This window comes from Streptomyces sp. NPDC002209 (assembly GCF_042890265.1).
In the GTDB taxonomy this organism is placed as follows: domain Bacteria; phylum Actinomycetota; class Actinomycetes; order Streptomycetales; family Streptomycetaceae; genus Streptomyces.
Map to the genome: position 1 here is coordinate 175,320 of NZ_JBIARX010000001.1, position 25,634 is coordinate 200,953.

The window sequence follows — 25,634 nt, forward strand, 5'->3', positions numbered from 1 at the left end:
GGCGTGACAGGATCGGACGCCCACCCGAATACGTACAGCGGCCGACGCGCCGCGATGCCCGACTGCTCAAAGGGGAGCGACATGGCCACGAAGCCGCCCGCAGGTGATCCCGTACAGGACGCGCCGCAGGTCGCGCCCCCCCAGCACGCAGCCGCCGGCCTCCCCGCGATCGGGCACACCCTGCGGATCGCGCAGCAGCAGATGGGCGTCGCCCGCACCGCGCGCACCCTCCTCAAGGTCAACCAGAAGGACGGCTTCGACTGCCCGGGCTGCGCCTGGCCCGAGGGAGACAAGCGGCACACCGCCGAGTTCTGCGAGAACGGCGCCAAGGCCGTCGCCGAGGAGGCCACGCTGCGCCGGGTCACCCCGGACTTCTTCGCGGAGCACTCCCTGGCCGACCTCGCCGGCCGCTCCGGGTACTGGCTGGGCCAGCAGGGCCGCATCACCGAGCCGATGTACCTGCCCGAGGGCGCCGACCGGTACCAGGCGGTCTCCTGGGAGCGGGCCTTCGAGATCATCGCCGAGGAGCTGACGGCCCTCGGCTCCCCCGACGAGGCCCTCTTCTACACCTCGGGCCGCACCAGCAACGAGGCCGCGTTCCTCTTCCAGCTGTTCGCCCGCGAGTTCGGCACCAACAACCTGCCCGACTGCTCCAACATGTGCCACGAGTCCTCGGGCTCGGCACTGACCGAGACCATCGGCATCGGCAAGGGCAGCGTCAACCTCGAGGACCTCCACCAGGCCGACCTGATCATCGTCGCCGGGCAGAACCCGGGCACCAACCACCCGCGCATGCTCTCCGCCCTGGAGAAGGCCAAGAACTCAGGCGCGAAGATCATCTCGGTGAACCCGCTGCCCGAGGCCGGCACCGAGCGGTTCAAGAACCCGCAGACCCCCCTCGGCATGCTCAAGGGCACCGCCCTGACCGACCTCTTCCTGCAGATCCGCATCGGCGGCGACCAGGCCCTCTTCCGCCTCCTCAACAAGCTCGTCATCGAGACGGAAGGCGCCACCGACGAGGCGTTCATCCGCGAGCACACCCACGGCTACCAGGACCTCGCGGCCGCCGCCGAGCAGGCCGACTGGGCCGAGACCCTCACCGCCACCGGACTGACCCGCCCCGAGATCGAGCAGGCGCTGGCCATGATCCTGGCCTCGGAGCGCACCATCGTCTGCTGGGCCATGGGCCTGACCCAGCACAAGCACGCCGTCGCCACCATCCGCGAGGTCGTCAACCTGCTCCTGCTGCGCGGCAACATCGGCCGCCCCGGAGCCGGCGTCTGCCCCGTCCGCGGCCACTCCAACGTCCAGGGCGACCGCACCATGGGCATCTTCGAGCGCCCCGCGCCCGCCTTCCTCGACGCCCTCGACCTCGAATTCGGGATCACCTCGCCGCGCGGCCACGGCTACGACGTGGTCCGCTCCATCGAGGCCCTGCGCGACGGCAAGGCCAAGGTCCTCTTCGCGATGGGCGGCAACTTCGTCGGCGCCACCCCCGACACCGACGTCACCGAGGCCGCGATCCGCCGCGCCTCCCTGACCGTCCACGTCTCCACCAAGCTCAACCGCTCCCACGCGGTCACCGGCCGGCGCGCCCTGATCCTGCCCACCCTCGGCCGCACCGACAAGGACGTACAGGCCTCCGGCAAGCAGTTCGTCACCGTCGAGGACTCCATGGGCATGGTCCACGCCTCCCGCGGCAACCTCGCCCCCGCCTCCCCGCACCTGCTCTCCGAGCCCGCGATCGTCGCCCGCATGGCCCGCGCCGTCCTCGGCGCCGCCTCCGCCACCCCGTGGGAGGACTTCGAACGTGACTACGCCGCCATCCGCGACCGGATCTCCCGCGTGATCCCCGGCTTCGAGGACTTCAACGCCCGCGCGGCCCGCCCCGAGGGCTTCCGCCTCCCGCACGCCCCCCGCGACGAGCGCCGCTTCCCCACCAAGACCGGCAAGGCCAACTTCACCGCCGCTCCCGTCGAGTACCCGACCATCCCCGAGGGCCGCCTGCTCCTGCAGACCCTGCGCAGCCACGACCAGTACAACACCACCATCTACGGCCTCGACGACCGCTACCGCGGGATCACCGGCGGGCGCCGCGTCGTCATGGTCAACCCCGAGGACGCCGCCCTGCTCGGGCTCGCGGACGGCTCCTACACCGACCTGGTCGGCGAATGGAAGGACGGCGTCGAGCGGCGCGCGCCCGGCTTCCGCGTCGTGCACTACCCGACGGCCCGGGGCTGCGCGGCCGCGTACTACCCCGAGACCAACGTGCTGGTCCCGCTCGACTCCACCGCCGACACCAGCAACACCCCCGCGAGCAAGTCCGTCGTCGTGCGCTTCGAACCGGCCTGATAGAACGACCTCAGGACAAGATGGTTAACGATCGTTGACGAACGGAGCCCGCCCATGGGTGAGCAGCACGCTGTGAAGTTCCCGCAGGAGGTCCTCGACGAGTACTCGGCCCTGGGCATCGACCTGCCCGCGCTGTTCTCGGCGGGCCACCTCGGCGAGCGGATGGACATCCGCATCCTCGAGGCCTCGGCCGAGCGGGTCGTCGCCACCATGCCCGTCGAGGGCAACACCCAGCCCTACGGACTGCTGCACGGCGGCGCCTCGGCCGTGCTCGCCGAGACCCTCGGCTCGGTCGGCGCCATGATGCACGGCGGCATCACCAAGATCGCCGTCGGCGTCGACCTGAACTGCACCCACCACCGCGGCGTACGGTCGGGCCTGGTCACCGGCGTCGCCACCCCCGTGCACCGCGGCCGCACCACCGCCACGTACGAGGTCGTGATCAGCGACGAGCAGGACCGGCGCGTGTGCACCGCCCGCCTGACCTGCCTGCTGCGCGACGCGGACCCGGCCGCCGCCGGGGCCTGAACCGCCACCCGCCCCGTACGCACCGCAGGCCCGGATCCGGCCCCGCCGAGGGGCCCTGATCCGGGCCTGCGGCGCGTACGGGCCCGCCGCGGGGCGTGGACGGGCCGGTACCGGGGTAAGTACAAGCAATGCCCGCGGCGCGTACGGACGACCCCGGCCGGGCCCCCAGGGCGCCCTCCACGGCCCCGCAACCGCCCGGAATCCGCCAGTCCGCCGGCTCCGCCGCACCGACTGTTGTGTCACCGAAGGTGACGGCCTACCTTCCCTCCATGGGGACCCAGCCACGCATCGCGGCCCGGTACGGCGTCACCGCACTGCTCACGGCGCTCACCTTGTCCGGATGCTCCACTTCCGCACCGACCGCCCCACAGACCCCGTCAACGCCCGTATCCAGCCCCTCCTCGCCCGCCCAGATCTGTACAAGTCTGGTGTCCTACTGGGTGAAGGAGACCCTCAAGGGCGGCAAATGGTCCGGGCTGGACTGGGAGCAGAAGGGCCTGTCCAACGATCAGTACACGATCCACGAGGAAGCCGTCGCCGCAGGCCGCGCCGAGGAGCGAACTTCCGCTCTGGACAAGGCACTTGAGCTCGTCGACCGGTTCGTGGCGCAGCGCTGCGCCGAGCAGAACGGCGCCACGTGGAGCTCCGAGAACTGGCGGCCCCCGAGCCCGGCCGGGTGACCGGAATCCTGCATGCGCTGTCCGGCTTCCGGGCACCCCGTGGCGCAGGCCCGATCCGCAGGTCGCGAGCCCGCAGGACGCCGGACCAAGATCGATCCGCCCGAAGTGGATCAAGGGGAAAAATTACCCTCAGTAATGCCGACGCCCCACAGAATCCCCTTTTTCCCCGGCGGAATGCCACCCGCTGGATTCCTTCGGACACAGCCAGCGACATTCGGTCCCTTTTGATCAATGACAGGAGCATGAACCCCTCAAGCCCCTTAGGGGAACGGGGAATTCTCACGATGCGGACAATCCTCGAAGTCACTAAACGCCCGATCTGTCCGTACTCCCGCCACACATTCTTGGCCTCGGCATAACAAGACAGTCACATCCTCCTTTCCCCGCTCCCCGCGCTCGCCACCTCGGCCTAGAGTCACGGCCAGTCACCGCGCCACAGAGCGCAACCCAGCACGGCCGTGGACCTCCCAGTGCGGCCCGGCGACCAAACGGCACCTCAAATGAGGGGGCCGCGCCAGGGAAAGGAAGAATCGTGCGACACCGTTCTTTGCTCGTCCTCACCACCGTGATCACCACGGGAGCACTGACCCTCACCGCCTGCGGATCGCGCGATGAGGCCAAGACCGGCGGGGACAAGTCCAACGGCGCCAAGACCGTCGTCGTCATCGGCGTGGACGCCCCCCTCACCGGCTCGCTCTCCGCCCTCGGCCAGGGCATCAAGAACTCCGTCGACCTCGCGGCCAAGACGGCCAACAAGAACAACGAGGTCCCGGGCATCGAGTTCAAGGTCGAGGCCCTCGACGACCAGGCCGTCCCGGCCTCCGGCCAGGCCAACGCCACCAAGCTCGTCGGCAACAAGGACGTCGTCGGCGTCGTCGGCCCGCTGAACTCCGGCGTCGCCCAGCAGATGCAGGGCGTCTTCGCCTCCGCCAACCTGGCGCAGGTCTCCCCCGCCAACACCAACCCCGCGCTCAGCCAGGGCGACAACTGGGGCAAGGGCGAGTTCAAGCGCCCCTTCAAGACCTACTTCCGCACCGCCGCCACCGACGTGGTCCAGGGCAAGTTCGCCGCCCAGTACCTCTTCAAGGACGCCGGCAAGAAGAAGGTCTTCGTCGTCGACGACAAGCAGACCTACGGCGCCGGCCTCGCCGCGATCTTCTCCGACGAGTTCAAGAAGCTCGGCGGCGAGGTCGTCGGCACCGACCACGTCACCGTGAAGGAGACCGACTTCTCCTCCACCGCCGACAAGGTCAAGTCCTCCGGCGCCGACTCCGTCTACTTCGGCGGCCAGTACCCCGAGGGCGGCCTCCTCGCCGACCAGGTCAAGAAGGCCGGAGCCAACATCCCGCTCATGGGCGGCGACGGCATCCAGGACCCCGCCTTCATCACCGCCTCCGGCGAGGCCAACGAGGGCGACCTCTCCACCTCCATCGGCTACCCGGTCGAGAAGCTGCCCACCGCCAAGACCTTCATCGCCGACTACCAGGCCGGCGGCTACAAGGACCCCTACGCGGCTTACGGCGGCTACTCCTACGACGCCGGCTGGTCCGTCGTCCAGGCCGTCAAGGCCGTCGTCGCCGCCAACGGCGGCAAGCTCCCCACCGACGCCCGCGCCAAGGTCGTCGAGGCCCTCGGCAAGGTGTCCTTCGAGGGCGTGACCGGCAAGGTCGCCTTCGACGAGTACGGCGACACCACCAACAAGCAGCTCACGGTCTACAAGGTCGAGGGCGGCAAGTGGGTCGACGTCAAGAGCGACACGTTCAACCAGTAATCCCGTAGGACCCCGCATCACCAGCCGCACCTGAACCAAACCCACCGCGCGAGGGCGCAACAGCGCCCTCGCGCGGAGTCTTATCCGACACGCTCATCGGAGGCCCTGCGGTGCACGAACTGCCGCAACAGCTGGCCAACGGCCTTGCCCTCGGTGCCCTTTATGGCCTCATAGCCATCGGGTACACCATGGTCTACGGCATCGTCCAGCTCATCAACTTCGCCCACGGCGAGATCTTCATGATCGGCGGCTTCGGCGCGCTCACCGCCTACGCCGCCCTCCCGACCGGCACCTCCCTGCTGATCGCGATCCCCGTCATGATCGTCGGAGGCGCACTCGCCTCCGTCGCCGTAGCCACCGCAGCCGAACGCTTCGCGTACCGTCCCCTGCGCAGCGCTCCCCGGCTCGCCCCCCTCATCACCGCAATCGGCCTCTCGATCGCGCTCCAGCAGCTCGTCTGGCAGTTCTACCCGGACGCCAAGAAGGCCGTCAGCTTCCCCGAGTTCAAGGGTGAAGCCTTCAAGATCACCGACAGCCTGGCCATCCAGCGCGCGGACCTCTTCGTCCTCATCCTCGCCCCGCTCTGCATGCTCGCCCTCGGCATCTTCGTCCAGAAGAGCCGCAGCGGCCGCGCCATGCAGGCCACCGCGCAGGACCCCGACACCGCGAAGCTGATGGGCATCAACACCGACCGCATCATCGTCATGGCCTTCGCCATCGGTGCCGCGTTCGCCGCCGTCGCCGCCGTCGCCTACGGCCTCGACAAGGGCCAGATCAACTTCGAGATGGGCTTCATCCTCGGCCTCAAGGCGTTCACCGCAGCCGTCCTCGGCGGCATCGGCAACATCTACGGAGCCATGGTCGGCGGCGTCGTCCTCGGCCTCGCCGAGGCCCTGTCGATCGCCTACATCGAAGACATCCCCGGCATGTCGCAGCTCGGCGGTGGAGCCTGGTCCAACGTCTGGGCGTTCGTACTCCTCATCGTCGTCCTCCTCGTGCGGCCACAAGGCCTGCTCGGTGAGCGCGTCGCGGATCGGGCGTGAGAACCATGACCAACGAAGCCACTCTCCCCCTCGAGGGCGAAGCCACCGGCGCCGGCGCCGACGCGCTCTCCCGCACCGCACTCCTCTACACGGTCATCGGCGGAAGCCTGCTGACGATCGTCAGCGCCTTCCTCGCCTGGACCTGGACCGCCGAGTTCCCCGGTGACCTCACCTACTACGGCAGCCCGGCCCCCATCCAGGCCCTGAGCCTCGTCGGCGCCCTCCTCACCGCCGCCCACGCGCTCTCCGCGCTCGGCGTCAAGGGCCTGCGCTGGCTCACCCCCACCGGCGCCCGCAAGCCCGTGTGGATCCTCTCGCTCGGCACCCTCGCCGGCACCTGGTTCACCGTCATCGCCATCGCAGTGGTCCTCGGCGGATTCGTCCACCTGGAGCCCGGCGCCTACGTCGCCCTCATCGGCTCGCTCGTCCCGGCCCTCGCCGCGTACAAGCTCGCCGACGACAGCCACAAGGCCGCCGCCGCCAAGAAGCTGCCCTCCTGGGGCGAGATCCTCATCATCATCGGTGCCTTCGCCGTCGGCCTCTACGTGGTCACCTTCGGCATCGACACCGACGACAAGGAGCCGCAGCTCTTCGTCACCTACCTGATCATCGTCGGCTTCGCGGCCTTCGCCCTGCTCAAGTCCGGCCTCTTCGACCGGCTCGGCCTCCTCACCGCGAAGAACCGCCAGGTCACCCTCATCGGTACCGCGGCCGCCGCGATCACCTTCCCGTTCATCCAGCAGAGCGGCGACACCTACACGCTCATCGCGGTGAACATCCTGATCTTCGCGACCGTCGCCCTCGGCCTCAACGTCGTCGTCGGCCTCGCCGGCCTCCTCGACCTCGGTTACGTCGCCTTCCTCGGCGTCGGCGCCTACGCCGCGGCCCTGGTCTCCGGAAGCACCGCCTCCGCCTTCGGCTTCCAGCTCCCCTTCTGGGCAGCCGTCATCGTCGGCGCCCTCGCCTCGCTCATCTTCGGCGTGGTCATCGGAGCCCCGACCCTGCGCCTGCGCGGCGACTACCTCGCCATCGTCACCCTCGGCTTCGGAGAAATCTTCCGCATCGCCATGGGCAACCTCGACGGCACCTCCGGCCCCGACATCACCAACGGCCCCAACGGCATCCCCAACATCCCCCACCTCGAACTCTTCGGGTGGAACTTCGGGGAATCGCACACCGTCGGCGGCATCGTCCTCGGCGCCTACGCCAACTACTACTTCCTCATGCTGCTCGTGATGGCACTCGTCATCCTGGTCTTCGCCCGAGCCGGCAACAGCCGCATCGGCCGAGCCTGGGTCGCCATCCGCGAAGACGAGACCGCCGCCGAAGCCATGGGCATCAACGGCTTCAAGGTCAAGCTCATCGCCTTCGCCCTCGGCGCCACCCTCGCCGGCCTCGCCGGCACCGTCCAGGCACACGTCAACAGCACGGTCGTCCCCGAGAACTACGTCTTCGCCGGGCCCGTCCCGCCGAACTCCGCGTTCCTCCTCGCCGCCGTCATCCTCGGCGGCATGGGCACCATCCGCGGCCCCATCCTCGGCGCCGCACTGCTCTTCCTGATCCCGGCGAAGCTGGCCTTCCTCCAGGACTACCAGCTCCTCGCCTTCGGCATCGCCCTCATCCTGCTCATGCGCTTCCGCCCCGAAGGCCTCATCGCCAACAAGCGCGCGCAGCTCGAGTTCCACGACGAAGAGACGATCGACCAGGCCCCCGCGGACCTGGCCACCGCCAAGGCGGGTGCGTGAACACCATGACCACCACCACAGACACCACCACGGCGACCACGGTCCTCGAAGCCAGCGGCGTCACCATGCGCTTCGGCGGCCTCACCGCCGTCAAGGGCGTGGACCTCAAGGTCAACGCTGGCGAGATCGTCGGTCTCATCGGCCCCAACGGCGCCGGCAAGACGACCTTCTTCAACTGCCTGACCGGGCTGTACGTCCCCACCGAGGGCACCGTCAGCTACAAGGGCACGGTCCTGCCGCCCAAGCCGCACCTGGTCACCAGCGCCGGCATCGCCCGCACCTTCCAGAACATCCGGCTCTTCCACAACATGACGGTGCTGGAGAACGTCCTCGTCGGACGCCACACCCGCACCAAGGAAGGCCTCTGGTCCGCCCTCCTGCGCGGCCCCGGCTTCAAGAAGGCCGAAGCCGCCAGCGAGGCACGGGCGATGGAGCTCCTGGAGTTCATCGGCCTGGAGAAGAAGGCCCAGCACCTCGCCAAGAACCTCCCCTACGGCGAGCAGCGCAAGCTCGAGATCGCCCGCGCCCTCGCCAGCGACCCCGGCCTCATCCTCCTGGACGAGCCGACCGCCGGCATGAACCCGCAGGAGACCCGCGCGGCCGAAGAACTCATCTTCGCCATCCGGGACATGGGCATCGCCGTACTCGTCATCGAGCACGACATGCGCTTCATCTTCAACCTCTGCGACCGCGTGGCCTGTCTGGTCCAGGGCGAGAAGCTCATCGAGGGCACCGCGGCCGAAGTCCAGGGCGACGAGCGCGTCGTCGCCGCCTACCTCGGAGAGCCCTTCGAGGGCGACCCGACCGCGGCCCCCGCCGCCGAGGTGGCCGAGGCTGAGGTCGAGGCTGAGGCTGAGGCTGAGGTCGAGGCTGAGACAGAGGCCGAGGCTCCGGCAGAAGCCGACGCGGACGCCGAAGCCGAAGCCGACGCAGAGCCGGAAGCCGAGGCACACGCCGACGCAGAACCGGCCGCCGACGCCGAGGCCGACGCCCCCGCCGACGCGGACAGCACCACCAGCACCACCAGCACGGACGGAGACGCCAAGTGACCGCACTGCTCGAGGTCAAAGACCTCAAGGTCGCCTACGGCAAGATCGAAGCCGTCAAGGGCATCTCGTTCGAAGTCAACGAGGGCGAGATCGTCTGCCTCGTCGGCACCAACGGCGCCGGCAAGACCACCACCCTGCGCACCCTCTCCGGCCTGCTCAAGCCGGTCAGCGGCACCGTCGTCTTCGACGGCAAGCCGCTGGCGCAGGTCCCCGCCCACAAGATCGTCTCCCTGGGCCTGGCGCACTCCCCCGAGGGACGCCACATCTTCCCCCGGCTGACGATCGCCGAAAACCTCCAGCTCGGCGCCTTCCTGCGCACCGACAAGGACGGCATCGAGAAGGACGTCCAGCGCGCCTACGAGATGTTCCCCATCCTGGGCGAACGCCGCAAGCAGGCCGCCGGCACCCTCTCGGGCGGTGAGCAGCAGATGCTCGCCATGGGCCGGGCGCTCATGTCCCGCCCCAAGCTGCTCATGCTGGACGAGCCCTCCATGGGCCTCTCCCCCCTCATGATGCAGAAGATCATGGCGACCATCGCCGAGCTCAAGTCCACGGGCACCACCATCCTGCTCGTCGAGCAGAACGCCCAGGCAGCCCTCTCGCTGGCCGACCAGGCCCACGTGATGGAGATCGGCAAGATCGTGCTCTCCGGCTCCGGCCAGGAGCTCCTCCACAACGAGGACGTCCGCAAGGCGTACCTCGGCGAGGACTAGAGATCCGCTCGAACGTGAGGCCCGCCACCGTCCCCGGTGGCGGGCCTCACGCGTACCCGCGTACAGCTACTTCGCGGCGTTCTTCTTCTCCTCGGCGTCCTCGATGACCGCCTCGGCAACCTGCTGCATGGACATCCGACGATCCATGGAAGTCTTCTGGATCCACCGGAACGCGGCCGGCTCCGACAGCCCGTACTGCGTCTGCAGAATGCTCTTCGCCCGGTCCACCAGCTTGCGGGTCTCCAGCCGCTGCGAGAGGTCCGCGACCTCCTTCTCCAGCGCCCGCAGCTCCGCGAAACGCGACACCGCCATCTCGATGGCCGGCACCACGTCGCTCTTGCTGAACGGCTTCACCAGGTACGCCATGGCCCCGGCGTCCCGCGCCCGTTCGACCAGGTCACGCTGCGAGAACGCGGTCAGCATGAGGACCGGCGCGATGGACTCCTCCGCGATCTTCTCGGCCGCGGAGATCCCGTCCAGGACCGGCATCTTCACGTCGAGGATCACCAGGTCGGGGCGGTGCTCCCGGGCCAGCTCGACGGCGGTCTGCCCGTCCCCGGCCTCGCCGACCACGGCGTAGCCCTCCTCCTCGAGCATCTCTTTCAGGTCGAGACGGATGAGCGCCTCGTCCTCGGCGATGACGACGCGGGTCGTCAGCGGCGGAACGTGCGACTGGTCGGCGTCGGGCGTGGGCGTCGACTCGTGCTCGGCGGTCACTGGAGGCTCCTCTTTGCGGGGCATAACAAACTCCCCTGAGCCTACCTAGCTACGGTAAGGTGGTCTCGCGTAGGGCTCCCCCGAGCCTTCGTTTCTTAGGCCCCAGTACTCCAACTGGTCAGAGAGGCCGCTCTCAAACAGCGGACAGTGTGGGTTCGAATCCCACCTGGGGCACTTTGCTTAGATTCCATGGTCACGCGATTACCGCGTGACCATCACTCGTTTCAGCGAAGCCTGCCGAAATGCGCCACGTGAGCGAATTGCGCGCGGCAGCGTCGACCGCATGTACGACATCGCCACCCGCATGCACGCACTGGACTTGCTGGCCGACGGGCGCAGCATGAACTCCGTCAGCAAGGAAACCGGGATATCCCGGTCCGCCATCCGTGCGTGGCAGGTACGCATCGAGCCGCTACCCCGCAACAACGCGGTGCCTTGCTCCGGCCCAGGCCACGCGGCGTCCTACGCCTATCTTCTCGGCCTCTATCTCGGCGATGGCTGCATCAGTCCGCACCCCCGCGGCGGGCACCACTTGCGAATCGCCTGCGCCGACGCGTGGCCAGGGCTGATCGAGCTGTGCCGCGCAGCGATCACCGCCGTGCGGCCCGACCACAAGGTCTACGTGCTGCAACGCCAGGGCTGCGTTGCCGTCACCAGTTACGGGCGGCACTGGACGTGCCTGTTTCCGCAGCACGGGCCGGGCAAGAAGCATGAGCGGCGGATCGCCCTCGAAAGGTGGCAGCAGGAGATCGTCGACGCCCATCCCTGGGAGTTCCTGCGGGGGCTGATCCACTCCGACGGGTGTCGGATCACCAACTGGACCGTGCGGAACGGCAAGCGGTACGAGTACCCGCGGTACTTCTTCACCAACAAGTCCGACGACATCCGGAAGTTGTGCACGGACACGCTCACCAGGGTCGGCGTCCAGTGGACCGTCCTGGCCCGTGGCAGCGACCCCTTCAACGTCTCCGTCGCCCGCAAGGCGTCCGTCGCGCTGATGGACGCCCACATCGGGCCGAAGTACTAGTTACGGCAGCTCGCCGTCGCCGCCGAGGTTGGCGACCATGCGGCGCAGGGTGTCGATGGTGGCCGCGTACGTGGCGTCGTCTATGCCCTGGCGGTAGCGGGTGTGGACCTCGGCGTTGCGGTCGTGGGCGCGGAGGCGGCCTTCTTCGCCTGCGGGGGTCAGGGTGAGGGTGCCGTCTTCTGCTTCGTTCAGCCAGCCGCGGGCGCTGAGGTCGTCGTAGACGGTGGTGAAGTCGGTGTTCTGGTCGTCGTAGGGGGTGAGTTTCCGGGTGAGGGCTGTTCGGGTCCAGGTTCCGGGGGCTCCGGCGACGTGGCCGAGGGTCCACCAGTGGGGCTGGGTGAGGTTTTCCTCGGCGAGGGCGGTGCGGAGGGCGGCGATGACCAGGTTGGCGGTTTCGCGGCTCCAGTGGCCGATGGGCTGGGCTGCGAGGCGGGCCTGGGGGTGTTTCTTGATCGTCATGGCGGTGACGGTAGGACCTCGAGTGGGGTTGAGGTCAAGGCCGGTGGCCGCGTGGCCGCGTCGGGCGGGACGGGGCCCGACGCGGGGGGGGTGCGGTGGGGGGTCAGCGTACGGGGTCGCCGATGTGGTGGACGCGGACGAGGTTGGTGGATCCGGTGACTCCGGGGGGTGAGCCGGCGGTGATGACGACGATGTCGCCGGGTACGCAGCGGCCGATGCGCAGGAGTTCTTCTTCGACTTGGGCGACCATGGCGTCGGTGGAGTCGACGTGGGGGCCGAGGAAGGTTTCGACGCCCCAGGTGAGGTTGAGCTGGGAGCGGGTGGCGGGGTCGGGGGTGAAGGCGAGGAGGGGGATGGGTGAGCGGTAGCGGGAGAGGCGGCGGACGGTGTCTCCGCTCTGGGTGAAGGCGACGAGGAATTTGGCGCCGAGGAAGTCGCCCATTTCGGCGGCTGCGCGGGCGACGGCTCCGCCTTGGGTGCGGGGCTTGCTGCGTTCGGTGAGTGGGGGGAGGCCCTTGGCGAGGATGTCTTCTTCGGCGGCTTCGACGATGCGGGACATCGTCTTGACGGTCTCGACGGGGTATTTGCCGACGCTGGTTTCGCCGCTGAGCATGACGGCGTCGGTGCCGTCGATGACGGCGTTGGCGACGTCGGAGGCTTCGGCGCGGGTGGGTCGGGAGTTGTCGATCATCGAGTCGAGCATCTGGGTGGCGACGATGACCGGCTTGGCGTTGCGCTTGGCGAGTTTGACGGCGCGCTTTTGGACGATGGGGACTTGTTCGAGGGGCATTTCGACGCCGAGGTCGCCGCGGGCGACCATGATGCCGTCGAATGCGGCGACGATGTCGTCGATGTTTTCCACGGCTTGGGGTTTTTCGATTTTGGCGATGACGGGGAGGCGGCGGCCTTCTTCGTCCATGATGCGGTGGACGTCTTCGATGTCGCGGCCGCTGCGGACGAAGGAGAGGGCGATGACGTCGGCGCCGGTGCGCAGGGCCCAGCGGAGGTCGTCGATGTCCTTGTCGGAGAGGGCGGGGACGGAGACGGCGACTCCGGGGAGGTTGAGTCCTTTGTGGTCGGAGACCATGCCGCCTTCGATGACGAGGGTGTGGACGCGGGGGCCGTCGATGCCGGTGACTTCGAGGGTGACGCGGCCGTCGTCGACGAGGATGCGTTCGCCGGTGGTGACGTCGGTGGCGAGGCCTTTGTAGGTGGTGCCGCAGGTGTGGCGGTCGCCTTCGATGTCTTCGACGGTGATGGTGAATTCGTCGCCGCGTTCAAGGAGTACGGGGCCTTCGGTGAATCGGCCGAGGCGGATCTTCGGGCCTTGAAGGTCGGCGAGGATGCCGATGCTGCGGCCGGTTTCGTCGGAGGCTTTGCGTACGCGCTGGTAGCGCTCCTCGTGTTCGGCGTAGGTGCCGTGGCTGAGGTTGAGGCGGGCGATGTCCATTCCGGCTTCGACCAGGGCTTTGATCTGGTCGTATGAGTCGGTGGCGGGGCCCAGGGTACATACGATTTTTGCTCGGCGCATGGGGCGAGCGTATGCCCCTACCAGGCAGTAGGAAATTGGTTCCGGGTGTCCACTCAACAACCGTTGGGCAAAAGGTTGTTGACAATTGTTGAATGTGCGTGGGGGTGCTCTGATGAGCACCCCCGTGGGTGTCGTCGGTGCGCTTCTTGATCAGTTCTGGGGGGCGAGCAGGCGTTCGTGGCGGATGCCGGGGCGGCCGTCGACGGTGGTGGTCTCGACCTGGGTGAATCCGTTGCGCCGTAGGACGGTCAGGGATGCCGGGTTGTCGAGGGTGGTGACGGCGGCGAGGCGGGTGAGCCCGTACGTGCTGCCCGCGAGGCGGCAGATTTCGGCGACGGCGGCGGTGGCCGCGCCGCGGCCGGCGGCGTGTTCGCCGATGCGGTAGCCGAGTTCGGCGCTGCCGTCCTCGATGTCGATGAGGTTGACGCGGCCGGTCAGGGTGCCGTGGCGGGTGATGAGGACGTGGAAGTGGGACAGGCCGGTGTCCTGTTCGGCGAGCAGGGCGCGGTGGCGGCGCGCGAATTCGGTGAAGTAGGCGTCGCCGCGGTCGGGGATGGTCCGTGCGAAGTACGCGCGGTTCTCCCGTTCGAAGTCCAGGAGGGCGGGGGCGTGGTCGGCGCGGAGTCGCTCCAGGGTCCATGCGCCGTTCGGGGCGGTGGCGTTCACAGTTGGGGTGGGGTCATGGTGAAGCGGGCGTTGACCTGGGCGTAGACGGTTTGGCGCTGGGGTTCGAGGTCGAGGGGCGGGGCGGTTTCCTCGGTGGTGCTGTAGGCCATGGTGCGCATGCCGGTGCCGGAGGTCGCGGCTTGGAAGGGGAGGGCGTTTTCGGCGCCGAGGTCGGCGAGTTCGACGAGGGCGGAGAGGTCGGCGCCGAGGGCGGAGGCGTATTCGCGGGCGCGTTGGACGGCTTCGAGTACGGCTTGGCGGCGGGCTTCGCCGTGGGCGGGTGAGGTGGGGCGCAGGGCCCACCAGGGGCCGTCGACGCTGGTGAGTTCGAGGTCGGCGAGGCGGGTGGTGAGTTCGCCGAGGGCGGTGAAGTCGGCGAGTTCGGCGGTGATGTGGACGCGGCCGTGGTAGGCGCGGATGCGTTCGGCGCGGCCGTGGCGGGTGAGTTCGGGGTTGATGGAGAAGGTGCCGGTTTCGAGTTTTTCGACGGCGTCGCCGTAGCTTTTGACGAGGTCGAGGGCGGTGTTGTTGCGGCGTGTGAGGTCTTGGAGGGCGGTGCGTCGGTCGGTGCCGCGGGCGCTGACGGTGATGCCGATGCGGGCGATTTCGGGGTCGACTTCGAGGCGGGCTTCGCCGCGGACGGCGACGCGGGGGGTGTCGGGGGTTCCGTAGGGCTGGTGCGGTGCGTCCTGGGTCATGGTTTCACTGTCGCACTGCGGGGTGGTGGGCCTGGTGGTCATCGGATCGAAACCTGGTGGGGGTGTTGCCGGTTGTTACTGATCGGTCAGAATCTACGCGCGTTGTTCACGCTTCGAGATCTGTTCGCCTCACAAGGGGAGATGGCATGGCGTTCGACCGTAGGACGTTTCTGGGTACTTCGGCTGCGACGGGTGCGGCTGTTGCGCTGGTGGGGGCCGCGGGCACTGCGGCCTCCGCGGCCGAGGCGGCCCCCGGGGCGGCCGGTGCCGCCGGCGCGGCCGGGGCGTCGCGTACGTACTCGTTCACGGTGATGGGGACGACGGACCTGCACGGGAACGTCTTCAACTGGGACTACTTCACGGACAAGGAGTTCGACGACAAGGCGCACAACGATGTCGGCCTGGCGAAGATCTCGACGCTGGTGAACCAGGTGCGGGCGGAGAAGGGGCGTTGCAATACGCTGCTGATCGATGCGGGTGACACGATCCAGGGCACGCAGCTGTCGTACTACTACGCGAAGGTGGATCCGATCACGGCGCGGCGTGGTCCGGTGCATCCGATGGCGCAGGCGATGAATGCGATCGGGTACGACGCGGCGGCGCTGGGGAACCACGAGTTCAACTACGGCATTCCGGTGCTGCGCAAGTTCGAGGAGCAGTGCGATTTCCCGCTGCTGGGGGCGAATGCGCTGGATGCGAAGACGCTGCGGCCGGCGTTCGCGCCGTACAGCATGCACCGGTTGCGGACTCCGTTCGGGCGGGATGTGAAGGTGGCGGTGCTGGGGCTGACGAACCCGGGGATCGCGATCTGGGACAAGGCGAACGTGCAGGGGAAGATGACGTTCCCGGGGCTGGAGGAGCAGGCGGCGAAGTACGTGCCGAAGCTTCGGTCGATGGGTGCGGACGTGGTGATCGTGTCTGCGCATTCGGGTTCGAGCGGTACGTCCTCGTACGGTGACCAGTTGCCGTACATCGAGAACGCGGCGGGTCTGGTGGCGGAGCAGGTGCCGGGGATCGACGCGATCCTGGTGGGGCACGCGCACACGGAGATCCCGGAGTACCGGGTGAAGAACAAGGCGACCGGCAAGGACGTGGTGCTGTCGGAGCCGCTGAAGTGGGGGCAGCGTCTGACGCTGTTCGACTTCGAACTGACGTGGTCGAAGGGCTGCTGGTCGGTGGCGAAGGTGTCGGCGAAGGTGCTGAACTCGAACACGGTCGCCGAGGATCCGAAGATCACGCGGCTGCTGTCGGACGAGCACCGCAAGGTCGTGGCGTACGTGAACCAGGTGATCGGTACGTCGGTGCAGGCGATGTCTTCGGCGGAGGGGCCGGTCAAGGACGTCGCGATCATCGATCTGATCAACCATGTGCAGGCGGACACGGTGAAGGGGGCGCTGGCGGGTACGCAGTGGGCGGCGCTGCCGGTGCTGTCGCAGGCGTCGTGTTTCTCGCGTACGGCCGCGATTCCGGCCGGGCAGGTGACGATCAAGGATGCGGCGGGTCTGTACCCGTTCGAGAACACGATGGAGGCGCGGCTGCTGACGGGGGCGCAGTTGAAGGACTATCTGGAGTACTCGGCGCGGTACTACGTGCAGACGGCGCCGGGTGCTCCGGTGGATCCGGCGAAGCTGACGAACTCGGAGGGCGTTCCGGACTACAACTACGACGCGGTGTACGGGCTGGCGTACGACATCGACATCGCGCAGCCGGTGGGTTCGCGGATCTCGGGGCTGTCGTTCCAGGGGAAGGCGGTGGATCCGGCTGCGGAGTTCGTGCTGGCGGTGAACAACTACCGGGCGTCGGGTGGCGGGAACTTCCCGCACGTGCCGCGGGCGAAGCAGTTGTGGGCGAATTCGGAGGAGATCCGCAACACGATCATCCAGTGGGTGAAGGCGAAGGGGACGATCGATCCGGCGCAGTTCGCGTCGGTGGACTGGCGGCTGACCCGTGCCGGGGTTGCGGTGTTCTAGCCGGGTCGCCGTACGCGTACGCCTGCGGTCAGGGGTGTTCGACCAGCGGGAGCAGTTCGACCGTCGGGGTGGGTCGGGTGTGCTCCCGCTGTTCGAGGCCGAAGGTGGTGAAGGCGGTGCGGGTGGGCTGGGGGTAGGGCTCTTTGCCGGTGAGGGTGTTGAGGATGGCGGCGCTGCGCCAGGCGGCGAGGCCGAGGTCGGGGGCTCCGACGCCGTGGCTGTGGCGTTCGCCGTTCTGGACGAAGATGGTGCCGCTGACGCTGGGGTCGAGGATCATGCGGTGGTGTTCGTCGATCCGCGGCCGGCCCGAGGAGTCCTTGCGCAGGTAGGGGTCGAGGCCGGCGAGGAGGCCGGTGAGCGGGCGCTCGCGGTAGCCGGTGGCGAGGACGACGGCGTCGGTGGTGAGGCGGGAGCGGGTGCCCTGCTGGGCGTGGTCGAGGTGGAGTTCGACCTTGGTGGTGGCGACGCGGCCGGCGGTGCGGACGCTGACTCCGGGGGTCAGGACGGCGTCGGGCCAGCCCCCGCCCAGGGTGCGCCGGTAGAGCTCCTCGTGGATGGCGGCGATGGTGCCGGCGTCGATGCCCTTGTGGAGCTGCCACTGCGCGGGGACGAGCTGATCGCGGACGGGTTCGGGCAGGGCGTGGAAGTAGCGGGTGTAGTCGGGGGTGAAGTGTTCGAGGCCGAGCTTGGAGTACTCCATGGGGGCGAAGGATGGGGTACGGGCGAGCCAGGTGAGGCGTTCGCGGCCGGCGGGGCGGGAGCGGAGCAGGTCGAGGAAGACTTCGGCTCCGGACTGGCCTGATCCGATGACGGTGACGTGCTCGGCGCCGAGGATGCGCTGCCGGTTGTCGAGGTAGTCGGCGGAGTGGATGACGGGGACGGTGGGGGCTTCGGCGAGGGGGCGCAGGGGTTCGGGGACGTAGGGGGCGGTGCCGATGCCGAGGGCGAGGTTGCGGGTGTGGGTGCGGCCGAGGGCTTCGGCTTCGCCGTCGGTGTCGAGTTGGGTGTAGTCGACTTCGAAGAGGTCGCGTTCGGGGTTCCAGCGGACGGCGTCGACCTGGTGGCCGAAGTGGAGTCCGGGCAGGCGTCCGGCGACCCAGCGGCAGTAGGCGTCGTATTCGGCGCGCTGGATGTGGAGCTGCTCGGCGAAGTAGAAGGGGAAGAGCCGCTCCTTGTGCTTGAGGTAGTTGAGGAAGGTCCAGGGGCTGGTGGGGTCGGCGAAGGTGACGAGGTCGGCGAGGAAGGGGACCTGGAGGGTGGTGCCGTCGATGAGGAGTCCGGGGTGCCAGCGGAAGTCGTGGCGCTGGTCGTAGAAGGCGGTGGCGAGTTCGGCTGCGCCTTGCTGGGGGAGGCCGTGGGCGAGGGCGGCGAGGGACAGGTTGAAGGGGCCGATGCCGATTCCGACGAGGTCGTGGGGTGCATCGAGCTGGGCGGTCATCGGTGGGTGCTGCCTTCCAGGAGGGTGACGAGGGTGTCCAGGTCCCGCGTGGTGGTGTGGGGGTTGAGCAGGGTGGCTTTGAGCCAGAGGCGGTTGTCGGCGGTGGCGCGGCCGAGTACGGCGTGACCGGTGTGGAGGAGGGTGCGGCGCAGGGCGGCGAGGTGGGTGTCGTCGGTGTGGGTGGGGCGGAAGAGGACGGTGCTGATGGTGGGGGGTGCGTGGAGTTCGAAGCGGGGGTGTGCGTCGAGGAGGCGGGCGAGGTGGTGGGCGAGTTCGCAGGTGCGGTCGATGAGGTGGGCGAGGCCGTCGCGGCCGAGTGAGCGCAGGGTGGCGGCGATTTTGAGGGCGTCGGGGCGGCGGGTGGTGCGCAGGGAGCGGCCGAGGAGGTCGGGGAGGCCGGCTTCGGTGTCGTCGGTGGCGTTGAGGTAGTCGGCCTGGTGGGCGAGGGGGGCCAGCAGGGTGGTGTCGGGGACGGCGAGGAGGCCTGCGGCGACGGGTTGCCAGCCGAGTTTGTGCAGGTCGATGGTGAGGGAGTGGGCGCGGCCGAGGCCTGTGACGCGGGGGCGGTGGCGGGGGCTGAGGGCGAGGAGGCCTCCGTACGCGGCGTCGATGTGGAGGTCGGCGCCGTGGTGCTCGCACAGGTCGGCGATGGGGTGGAGCGGGTCGATGAGGCCGGCGTCGGTGGTGCCTGCGGTGGCGGTGACGAGGACGGGGCCGGGGGTGGTGGCGAGGGCTTCGGCGAGGCGGGCGGGGTCGAGGGTGCCGGCGGGGGTGGGGAGGCTGGTGGCGGCGGGCAGGCCGAGGAGCCAGGCGGCGCGGGGGACGGAGTGGTGGGCGTTGGCTCCGTGGAGGACGGTCAGGCGCGGTCCGTGGCGTTCGCGGGCGAGGAGCAGGGCGAGTTGGTTGGCTTCGGTGCCGCCGGTGGTGACGAGGGCGTCGGGGTGGGGGGTGTCGTAGAACTCGGCGGCGAGGGTGCGGGTGAGGAGGGCTTCGATCGCGGAGGCGGCGGGGGCCTGGTCCCAGGAGTCGAGGGAGGGGTTGAGGGCGGAGGCGGCGAGGTCTGCGGCGGCTGCGACGGCGAGGGGCGGGCCGTGGAGGTGGGCCGCGCAGAGGGGGTCGGCGGGGTCGGCGGCGCCGGCGGCGAGGGTGTGGACGAGGGTCCGGAGCGCCTCGTGGTCGCCGTGGCCCTTTTCGGGGAGTACGTCGCCCAGTGCGGCTTGGACGCGGGCGGCGAGGGCGTCGGGGCCGCCTGCCGGAATCGGCCCGCCGCGCTCCTGGGCTCCGGTGCGGAGGGCTTCGAGGACGGTGTCGAGGAGGGGGCGCAGGGCTTCGGCGCCGAGGCGGCCGCCGGCGAGCGGGTGCGGTGGGGTCGGCGGGGTGCCGGGCGGCGCGGTCATGCGGTGTCCTCACGGGAACGGGTCTGCGGCAGGGGGCCGGCCCTGTCGTGGGGTGCCTGAGCGGTCCGGGGCCGTTGCGTGGCGGGCGCTGCTGCGGTGACAGCCTGGGGGCCCGACGTGTACAACGATCAGGCCCGAACGGGGTAACCGCCGGGGTTTGTCCGGATGTTGTTTTCCGCTCGGCGCTGGAGGAGCGGCTCGCCGGGCGGCCCGGGCCGGAACGGGGCCGGCCGCCGCCCCGGCCGGTGTCGGCGGGGGCGGCGGCCGGGGGTGGCGGCGCGGCGTGGTGTGTCAGGAGGCGCGGACGCGGAGGGCTCGGGCCAGGTCGTCGAGCTGGTCGACGAGCTTGCGGCGCAGGGCGGGGACGATGGAGGGGTCGGCGAGGGCGGTGTGGCCGGCCTCGAGGTTGTCCTCGTCCACGGCGTGGCCGGGGAAGGCGTAGCGGCCGGCGGCTTCGGCGATGGCGGGGCCGCGGCGGGCGCCCAGGGCGATGGCGTCGGTGTAGAAGCGGGGGACGTAGTCCCGTACGAGGTCGGCCTGTTCGGGCTGCCAGAAGCCTTGGGCGGTGGCGCTGAAGAGGTAGTTGGAGAGGGAGTCGTCGTGGAAGAGGCGCTCCCAGGCGGCGGCTTTGGCCTCGGTGGTCGGGAGTGCGGCGCGGCAGCGGGCGGCGCCTTCCTCGCCGGTGGCGCTGGGGTCGGCGGCGAGGGCCGCGTCGATCTCGCGCTCGCCGACGGCGCCGAGGACGGACAGCCGGGCGAGGATGCGCCAGCGCAGTTCGGGGTCGAGTTCGGGGCCGCCGGGCACGGTGTCGTCCTCGAGCCAGGCGGCGAGGGTGTCGGGCTGGGTGGCGGCGTCGATGTGGGCGCGGACGGCGGCGAGCCGCAGTCCGGGGTCGGAGCCGTCCTCGGTGCGGCGCAGCAGGCTGCGGGCGATGAGGGTGAGGGTGGCGAGGGCTTCGGTGCGGTCTTCGGGGGCGAGGTAGCGGTCGATGATGTGGTGGCGGGCGAAGGCGAGGACGCCTTGGACGATGGCCAGGTCGGCTTCCTGGGGCAGGTGTGCGCCGGCGGTGGCCAGGTAGGCGGCGGGTTCGAGTTCGCCGTCGCGGACCATGTCGCGCAGGCAGTTCCAGACGACGGCCCGGGTGAGGGGGCCGGGGACGTCGGACAGCTTGCGCAGGGCGGTCTCGAGGGAGGTGTCGTCGAGGCGGACCTTGGCGTAGCTGAGGTCGCCGTCGTTGAGGACGAGGAGGGCGGGGCGGGGTCCGCTGACGGAGACGATCTCTTCGGAGGGGACGTCGACGGTGAGGAGTTCGCGCGGTTCGAGGGTGTTGTCGGGGTCGCGGTCGTAGAGGCCGACGGCGATGTGGTGGGGGCGGGTGCCGTGGTGGTCGACGGTGAGGGTCCAGCCGCCGTGGCTTTCCTCGATGCGGGGGGTGAGGGTGTCGATGCCGGTGGTGCGCAGCCAGATGTCGGCCCAGGCGTGGACGTCGCGGTCGGTGTGGGCGGCGAGGGATTCGACGAAGTCGGCGAGTGAGGCGTTGGCGAACTTGTGGCGGGTGAAGTGGGTGTTGATGCCGGCGAGGAAGTCCTTCTCGCCGAGCCAGGCGACGAGTTGGCGCAGCGCGGAGGCGCCCTTGGCGTAGGAGATGCCGTCGAAGTTGAGGAGGGCGCTGGCGGTGTCGGGTACGGCGTCGGGGTCGGGGGCGACGGGGTGGGTGGTGGGCCGCTGGTCGGCGTCGTAGCCCCAGGATTTGCGGTTGACGCCGAATTCGGTCCAGGTGCCGGTGAAGCGGGTGGCTTCGGTGAGGGTCTGGTAGCCCATGTACTCGGCGAAGGACTCGTTGAGCCAGATGTCGTCCCACCAGCGCAGGGTGACGAGGTCGCCGAACCACATGTGGGCCATCTCGTGGGCGATGACCATGGCGCGGGTCTGGCGTTCGGTGTCGGTGACGGCGGAGCGGAAGACGAATTCGTCGCGGAAGGTGACGAGGCCGGGGTTCTCCATGGCGCCGGCGTTGAATTCGGGGACGAAGGCCTGGTCGTAGGAGTCGAAGGGGTAGGGCTCGGAGAACTTCTCGTGGTAGCGGTCGTAGCAGTCGGTGGTGACGGAGAGGATTTCCTCGGCGTCGGCGTCGAGGTGGGGGGCGAGGGACTGGCGGCAGTGGATGCCGAAGGGGAGTCCGGCGTGTTCGGTGCGGATGCTGTGCCAGGGGCCGGCGGCGACGGCGGCGAGGTAGGTGGAGATGACGGGGGTGGGGGCGGACTTCCAGATGCCGGCGTCGCCGGACGGGTGTCCCGTGCGGTCGTCGATGCGTTCGGTGATGCCGTTGGCGAGGACGGTCCAGTGGGCGGGGGCGGTGACGGTGAACTCGAAGACGGCCTTGAGGTCGGGCTGGTCGAAGGCCGGGAAGACGCGCTGGATGTCGTCCATGAACATCTGGGTGTAGACGTACGTTTCGCCGTCCGCGGGGTCGGTGAAGCGGTGGAGGCCTTCGCCGGTGCGGGAGTAGCGCATGCGGGTGGCGATGCGCAGTTCGTGGGGGCCTTCGCCGAGGCCGGTGAGGGGGAGGCGGTTGCCGGCGAGGGAGTCCGGGTCGAGGGGGCTGCCGTCGAGTTCGGCGGAGTGCAGTTCGTCCGGTTTCAGCTCCACGAAGGTGTCCGCGGCGGTGCGGGCGGTGAACCGGATGACGGTCGTGGATTCGAAGGTGTCGTCGCCGCCGGTGAGGTCGAGGGCGACGGCGTAGTGGTGGACGTCGAGGAGCTGTGCTCGGAGCTGCGCTTCGTTGCGCGTCAGTGCGGACATGGGGCCCATGCTGCCCGAAGGGTGGGCCCCGGTCGTCCGTGCTCGCCTACTCTTCGCCCGCAGCGATCGTCTCGTGGTGGCGGATGACCTCGGCGATGATGAAGTTGAGGAGCTTCTCGGCGAATGCCGGGTCGAGTTTGGCGTTCTCGGCGAGTTCGCGGAGCCGGGCGATCTGGCGTGCCTCGCGGGTCGGGTCGGCCGGGGGCAGCTGGTGCTTGGCCTTGAGGTGGCCGACCTGCTGGGTGCACTTGAAACGCTCGGCGAGCATGTGGACGACGGCCGCGTCGATGTTGTCGATGCTGTCGCGCAGGCGGGCCAGCTCGGCGGCGACGTTCTCGTCGATGGCGCCGGTCGCGGCGGCTTCGTCGGGGGCGCTGTTGTTCATGGTTCCCGAGAATACGTGGCGTTCGGGTGTGGTTCCCGGGTGAGCCGGTCCGTGAGACGGATGGGTGTCCGAAGCCGGCCGGTCACAGGGATAGGACGGCTGTGACCGGCCAGCCTCCTTCGGGGGGGGCGGGGCCGGCGGTGAGGGAGCCGCCGAGGGCTTCGGCGCGTTCGATCATGCCGGCGAGGCGGTAGCCGCCGCCGCGGGCGTTGTCGGAGAGGCGGGCGGGGCGGCCTCCGTCGTCGGCGATACGGATCTCCAGTCCGGCGGGGACGGTGCGCAGGCCGATGCGGACGGCGGTGGCGGTGGCGGCGTGCTTGCCGCGGCGGTGCGGGCGGGGGCGCGGAGCAGGACCTGGGAGAGGAGGGGTTCGGCGGGCCGGCGGGCCGCCTGGGCGGCGCCGGCCCGGGGGGCCGTTTCGCGCAGCAGTCGTACGGTGATGGCGGGTGAGACGAGGGAGTCTCCTACGGCTGCCGCGCGGACCGCCTCAACCGGCATCGCGGGGCTGGCGTCTTTCAGGAGGAAGCCGGATGCTCCTCCGTGGAGCGCGGCGTGGACGTACTCGTCGAGGTCGAAGGTGGTGACGATCACGATGCGCGGACCGTCCCGGCCGGCGAGTCGCCGGGTGGCCTCGAGGCCGTCGGGCTTCGGCATGCGGATGTCGAGGAGGAGGACGTCCGGCGGGTGTGCGCCCGCGCAACCGGGCGGGGCCGGGGCGGCGGTGTTCCGGCCGTGTGCCGTTCCGGGCGACGTCGTGTGCGTACGGTGCGCCGTGCTTCGTCCTTCCGGCCCGGGTGTGCTCGGCCGGAAGGACGAAGGGTGGGGCTCAGAGGGTCGCGGCCGCGTTCTTGATGGCGGTGGCGAAGGTGGAGACCTCGGTGTAGACGCCGGGGAAGTCGGGCCGTGCGCAGCCCTCGCCCCAGCTGACGATGCCGACCTGGATCCAGGCGTTGTTGTTGTCGCGGCGGAACATGGGGCCGCCGGAGTCGCCCTGGCAGGTGTCGACGCCGCCCTGGGGCAGCCCGGCGCAGATCTCCTCGCCGGGGACGAGGTCGCTGCCGTAGGAGCTTTGGCAGCTGGCGTCGGAGACGAACGGCACGGTGGCCTTCATCAGGTACCGCTGCTGGCCGCCGCCCTCGCGGGTGGCGCCCCAGCCGGCGACGGTGAAGGTGCCGTTGTCGAAGGCCTTGGTGTCGGCGATCTTGAGGGTGGGCAGGTTGACGGGCTTGGCGAGTTTGATGAGGGCCCAGTCCTTGCCCTTGCCGTTGTAGCCGGGGGCCTGGAGGACCTTGGTGGATTTGACCTTGATGGCGCTGGAGCTGTTGAGGTCGACGACTCCGGCGGTGGCGGTGATGGAGGTGTTGTTGCCGGAGCCGCTGACGCAGTGGGCTGCGGTGAGGACGATCTGCTGGGTGTAGAGGGCTCCGCCGCAGCCCATGGAGAGGCGGACCATGAAGGGGAACTCGCCCTGGGCGGCGCGGGTGCCGCCGACGACGGGGGCCTGGGAGGCGTTGGCGGCGCCGGGCTGGAGGCTGACGGCGGCGAGGGCCACTGCGCCGACGGCGAGGGTTCGCTTGATGAGTGCGGCAAGGGTGGACACGGTCAACACACTGCCTTTCGTGGGGGGTTGGGCTGTGCGCGTCATCGGGTGAATGACACGTACATGTCACACCCACCTCTCACCGGACAACAAGAACGCGTTTTCGGACAACCTGCGGGACGATCCGCGGCGCGGGGGGCGGCATGAGGGACAACGGCAGGCTCAGCAGCCCGGTCGAGCACGGATTTCCCCATCTCGACACCGTCCGCGCCGCGATCACCGCGCTGTTCCGCAGGCTCTCGTACGAGGGGATCCGGGCCTACGACACGAGCCTCGCGCCCGCCGACGCCGCCTTCACCGCCGACGACGACCTCCACCTCGGCGCGCACCGCGTGGCCTCCGCGGTCGTGCGCGCGCTGCGGCTGCCCGACGCCCGGATGGTGGTCTGCTTCCGGGCGATGGAGCAGGCCGCGACGGTGGAACTGACCGCGGGTCCCGAGTACTTCATCGAGGTGAACGACCGCTTCCGCACCCACCGCCGCGATCTGGCCGCCGCCCTGGCCCACGAGGTCACGCACGTCCTGCTGCACCGGCTGGACCTGCGCTTCCCCGCCACCGCCGACAACGAGATCCTCACCGACACCGCCGCCGCCTACCTCGGGGCCGGCTGGCTGCTCCTGGACGCCTACCGCGAGGACGAGCTCACCCACCAGAAGCTCGGCTACCTCACCCCCGAGGAGTTCGGCTACGTCCTCGCCCGGCGGGCCCTCCTGCCCGGCGGGGGCGAGGACCCCTCCACCTGGTTCACCAGCCCCCAGGCGTACGAGGCGTACGTACGCGGCCGCGCGCTCGCCGGGCGGGAGCTGCGCCGGGCCCCCCTGGCCGCGGCGGACCGGGCGCAGCGGCGCCGCTATGCCCGGGACCGGCGGGCGGGCGCCGCCGCGCCGGGGGCCTCGTACGGTTTCGAGGAGCACCCGGCGGGGACTCGGGTGAGCTTCCCGTGCCCGGTGTGCGGGCAGCGGCTGCGGCTGCCGGTCCGCGGGCCGGTGCGCGCCCGCTGCGGGCTGTGCCGCACGGTGCTGGACTGCGACACCTGACCGGAGCCGGGGCCCGGCGAACGCGG

The 25,634-nt window shown here is 69.8% G+C and carries 21 protein-coding genes, 1 tRNA gene and 1 pseudogene; 12 read left to right on the plus strand and 11 right to left on the minus strand.

Annotated elements, in window-relative coordinates; all coding sequences use genetic code 11:
* Window positions 1–81: 81 nt before the first annotated feature.
* From ACFYXK_RS00825 to ACFYXK_RS00860, 8 genes are all read left to right on the plus strand, one after another.
* A complete protein-coding gene (locus tag ACFYXK_RS00825; RefSeq protein ID WP_389409204.1) occupies window positions 82–2,352 on the plus strand; it encodes an FdhF/YdeP family oxidoreductase in 2,271 nt (756 codons plus the stop codon).
* A 54-nt stretch (window positions 2,353–2,406) separates the two neighbouring features.
* Window positions 2,407–2,880, plus strand: coding sequence for a PaaI family thioesterase (locus tag ACFYXK_RS00830; protein ID WP_383508455.1), 474 nt, complete (start codon window positions 2,407–2,409; stop codon window positions 2,878–2,880).
* 269 nt (window positions 2,881–3,149) lie between these two features.
* Window positions 3,150–3,560, plus strand: coding sequence for a hypothetical protein (locus ACFYXK_RS00835; RefSeq protein ID WP_389409205.1), 411 nt, complete (start codon window positions 3,150–3,152; stop codon window positions 3,558–3,560).
* A 532-nt stretch (window positions 3,561–4,092) separates the two neighbouring features.
* On the plus strand, window positions 4,093–5,331 hold the full coding sequence (locus tag ACFYXK_RS00840) for a branched-chain amino acid ABC transporter substrate-binding protein (RefSeq protein WP_389409206.1): 1,239 nt from the start codon (window positions 4,093–4,095) through the stop codon (window positions 5,329–5,331).
* A gap of 110 nt (window positions 5,332–5,441) precedes the next feature.
* Window positions 5,442–6,374, plus strand: a complete 933-nt coding sequence (locus tag ACFYXK_RS00845) for a branched-chain amino acid ABC transporter permease (RefSeq protein ID WP_030155821.1) — start codon at window positions 5,442–5,444, stop codon at window positions 6,372–6,374.
* Window positions 6,375–6,379: 5 nt separating this feature from the next.
* A complete protein-coding gene (locus tag ACFYXK_RS00850; RefSeq protein ID WP_389409207.1) occupies window positions 6,380–8,119 on the plus strand; it encodes a branched-chain amino acid ABC transporter permease in 1,740 nt (579 codons plus the stop codon).
* Between the two features lie 5 nt (window positions 8,120–8,124).
* On the plus strand, window positions 8,125–9,168 hold the full coding sequence (locus ACFYXK_RS00855) for an ABC transporter ATP-binding protein (protein ID WP_389409208.1): 1,044 nt from the start codon (window positions 8,125–8,127) through the stop codon (window positions 9,166–9,168).
* Window positions 9,165–9,881, plus strand: coding sequence for an ABC transporter ATP-binding protein (locus ACFYXK_RS00860; RefSeq protein WP_389409209.1), 717 nt, complete (start codon window positions 9,165–9,167; stop codon window positions 9,879–9,881). Before ACFYXK_RS00855 ends, ACFYXK_RS00860 begins: the two co-directional genes overlap by 4 nt.
* A gap of 66 nt (window positions 9,882–9,947) precedes the next feature.
* On the opposite strand, the gene ACFYXK_RS00865 is transcribed toward ACFYXK_RS00860, so the two are convergent.
* Window positions 9,948–10,622 (minus strand): ANTAR domain-containing response regulator, encoded by a 675-nt coding sequence (locus ACFYXK_RS00865; protein ID WP_051832085.1) that lies wholly within the window; start codon window positions 10,620–10,622, stop codon window positions 9,948–9,950.
* Between the two features lie 75 nt (window positions 10,623–10,697).
* On the opposite strand from ACFYXK_RS00865, the gene ACFYXK_RS00870 reads away from it, so the two are divergent.
* Window positions 10,698–10,772 (plus strand) — tRNA-Leu (locus ACFYXK_RS00870).
* 109 nt (window positions 10,773–10,881) lie between these two features.
* Entirely contained in the window at window positions 10,882–11,625 is a 744-nt protein-coding gene (locus tag ACFYXK_RS00875; RefSeq protein WP_389409822.1) for a transcriptional regulator, read from the plus strand.
* Here the strand turns inward: ACFYXK_RS00875 and ACFYXK_RS00880 are convergent, their stop codons facing one another.
* The 4 genes from ACFYXK_RS00880 to ACFYXK_RS00895 all read right to left on the minus strand — a co-directional run bounded on the left by ACFYXK_RS00880 (window position 11,626) and on the right by ACFYXK_RS00895 (window position 14,979).
* Complete coding sequence (locus tag ACFYXK_RS00880) at window positions 11,626–12,084, minus strand: MarR family winged helix-turn-helix transcriptional regulator (protein ID WP_389409210.1); 459 nt, start codon at window positions 12,082–12,084, stop codon at window positions 11,626–11,628.
* A gap of 103 nt (window positions 12,085–12,187) precedes the next feature.
* Window positions 12,188–13,615, minus strand: a complete 1,428-nt coding sequence (pyk, locus tag ACFYXK_RS00885; protein ID WP_389409211.1) for a pyruvate kinase — start codon at window positions 13,613–13,615, stop codon at window positions 12,188–12,190.
* Window positions 13,616–13,765: 150 nt separating this feature from the next.
* Window positions 13,766–14,281 carry a GNAT family N-acetyltransferase gene (locus tag ACFYXK_RS00890; protein WP_389409212.1) on the minus strand — a complete coding sequence of 172 codons (516 nt, stop codon included), beginning with the start codon at window positions 14,279–14,281 and terminating at the stop codon, window positions 13,766–13,768.
* On the minus strand, window positions 14,278–14,979 hold the full coding sequence (locus tag ACFYXK_RS00895) for an SIMPL domain-containing protein (protein ID WP_389409823.1): 702 nt from the start codon (window positions 14,977–14,979) through the stop codon (window positions 14,278–14,280). Before ACFYXK_RS00895 ends, ACFYXK_RS00890 begins: the two co-directional genes overlap by 4 nt.
* 146 nt (window positions 14,980–15,125) lie before the next feature.
* On the opposite strand from ACFYXK_RS00895, the gene ACFYXK_RS00900 reads away from it, so the two are divergent.
* The gene (locus ACFYXK_RS00900; RefSeq protein WP_389409824.1) at window positions 15,126–16,949 is read left to right on the plus strand and encodes a bifunctional metallophosphatase/5'-nucleotidase; all 1,824 of its coding nucleotides are present in this window, start codon (window positions 15,126–15,128) and stop codon (window positions 16,947–16,949) included.
* A 28-nt stretch (window positions 16,950–16,977) separates the two neighbouring features.
* Here the strand turns inward: ACFYXK_RS00900 and ACFYXK_RS00905 are convergent, their stop codons facing one another.
* The 6 genes and pseudogenes from ACFYXK_RS00905 to ACFYXK_RS00930 form a co-directional block, all read right to left on the minus strand.
* Entirely contained in the window at window positions 16,978–18,387 is a 1,410-nt protein-coding gene (locus ACFYXK_RS00905) for a lysine N(6)-hydroxylase/L-ornithine N(5)-oxygenase family protein (RefSeq protein WP_389409213.1), read from the minus strand.
* The gene (locus ACFYXK_RS00910) at window positions 18,384–19,784 is read right to left on the minus strand and encodes a pyridoxal phosphate-dependent decarboxylase family protein (protein ID WP_389409214.1); all 1,401 of its coding nucleotides are present in this window, start codon (window positions 19,782–19,784) and stop codon (window positions 18,384–18,386) included. Before ACFYXK_RS00910 ends, ACFYXK_RS00905 begins: the two co-directional genes overlap by 4 nt.
* Before the next feature lie 291 nt (window positions 19,785–20,075).
* A complete protein-coding gene (gene pepN / locus ACFYXK_RS00915) occupies window positions 20,076–22,586 on the minus strand; it encodes an aminopeptidase N (protein ID WP_389409215.1) in 2,511 nt (836 codons plus the stop codon).
* A gap of 46 nt (window positions 22,587–22,632) precedes the next feature.
* On the minus strand, window positions 22,633–22,971 hold the full coding sequence (locus tag ACFYXK_RS00920; protein WP_389409216.1) for a chorismate mutase: 339 nt from the start codon (window positions 22,969–22,971) through the stop codon (window positions 22,633–22,635).
* Between the two features lie 363 nt (window positions 22,972–23,334).
* Window positions 23,335–23,652, minus strand: a pseudogene (locus ACFYXK_RS00925) (response regulator transcription factor); the annotation flags it as partial.
* Between the two features lie 145 nt (window positions 23,653–23,797).
* The gene (locus tag ACFYXK_RS00930; RefSeq protein ID WP_389409217.1) at window positions 23,798–24,580 is read right to left on the minus strand and encodes a S1 family peptidase; all 783 of its coding nucleotides are present in this window, start codon (window positions 24,578–24,580) and stop codon (window positions 23,798–23,800) included.
* A gap of 134 nt (window positions 24,581–24,714) precedes the next feature.
* On the opposite strand from ACFYXK_RS00930, the gene ACFYXK_RS00935 reads away from it, so the two are divergent.
* Window positions 24,715–25,608, plus strand: a complete 894-nt coding sequence (locus ACFYXK_RS00935; protein WP_389409218.1) for a hypothetical protein — start codon at window positions 24,715–24,717, stop codon at window positions 25,606–25,608.
* Window positions 25,609–25,634 lie beyond the last annotated feature (26 nt).

Excerpts from the sequence above, each read along its gene's own strand:
- ACFYXK_RS00910 (WP_389409214.1), bottom strand. The coding sequence starts at position 19,784 with ATGACCGCGCCGCCCGGCACCCCGCCGACCCCACCGCACCCGCTCGCC.
- ACFYXK_RS00920 (WP_389409216.1), bottom strand. The coding sequence starts at position 22,971 with ATGAACAACAGCGCCCCCGACGAAGCCGCCGCGACCGGCGCCATCGAC.
- ACFYXK_RS00935 (WP_389409218.1), top strand. The coding sequence starts at position 24,715 with ATGAGGGACAACGGCAGGCTCAGCAGCCCGGTCGAGCACGGATTTCCC.
- ACFYXK_RS00835 (WP_389409205.1), top strand. The coding sequence starts at position 3,150 with ATGGGGACCCAGCCACGCATCGCGGCCCGGTACGGCGTCACCGCACTG.
- ACFYXK_RS00895 (WP_389409823.1), bottom strand. The coding sequence starts at position 14,979 with ATGACCCAGGACGCACCGCACCAGCCCTACGGAACCCCCGACACCCCC.
- pyk (WP_389409211.1), bottom strand. The coding sequence starts at position 13,615 with ATGCGCCGAGCAAAAATCGTATGTACCCTGGGCCCCGCCACCGACTCA.
- ACFYXK_RS00830 (WP_383508455.1), top strand. The coding sequence starts at position 2,407 with ATGGGTGAGCAGCACGCTGTGAAGTTCCCGCAGGAGGTCCTCGACGAG.
- ACFYXK_RS00825 (WP_389409204.1), top strand. The coding sequence starts at position 82 with ATGGCCACGAAGCCGCCCGCAGGTGATCCCGTACAGGACGCGCCGCAG.
- pepN (WP_389409215.1), bottom strand. The coding sequence starts at position 22,586 with ATGTCCGCACTGACGCGCAACGAAGCGCAGCTCCGAGCACAGCTCCTC.
- ACFYXK_RS00850 (WP_389409207.1), top strand. The coding sequence starts at position 6,380 with ATGACCAACGAAGCCACTCTCCCCCTCGAGGGCGAAGCCACCGGCGCC.
- ACFYXK_RS00900 (WP_389409824.1), top strand. The coding sequence starts at position 15,126 with ATGGCGTTCGACCGTAGGACGTTTCTGGGTACTTCGGCTGCGACGGGT.
- ACFYXK_RS00905 (WP_389409213.1), bottom strand. The coding sequence starts at position 18,387 with ATGACCGCCCAGCTCGATGCACCCCACGACCTCGTCGGAATCGGCATC.
- ACFYXK_RS00855 (WP_389409208.1), top strand. The coding sequence starts at position 8,125 with ATGACCACCACCACAGACACCACCACGGCGACCACGGTCCTCGAAGCC.
- ACFYXK_RS00865 (WP_051832085.1), bottom strand. The coding sequence starts at position 10,622 with ATGCCCCGCAAAGAGGAGCCTCCAGTGACCGCCGAGCACGAGTCGACG.
- ACFYXK_RS00875 (WP_389409822.1), top strand. The coding sequence starts at position 10,882 with ATGTACGACATCGCCACCCGCATGCACGCACTGGACTTGCTGGCCGAC.
- ACFYXK_RS00880 (WP_389409210.1), bottom strand. The coding sequence starts at position 12,084 with ATGACGATCAAGAAACACCCCCAGGCCCGCCTCGCAGCCCAGCCCATC.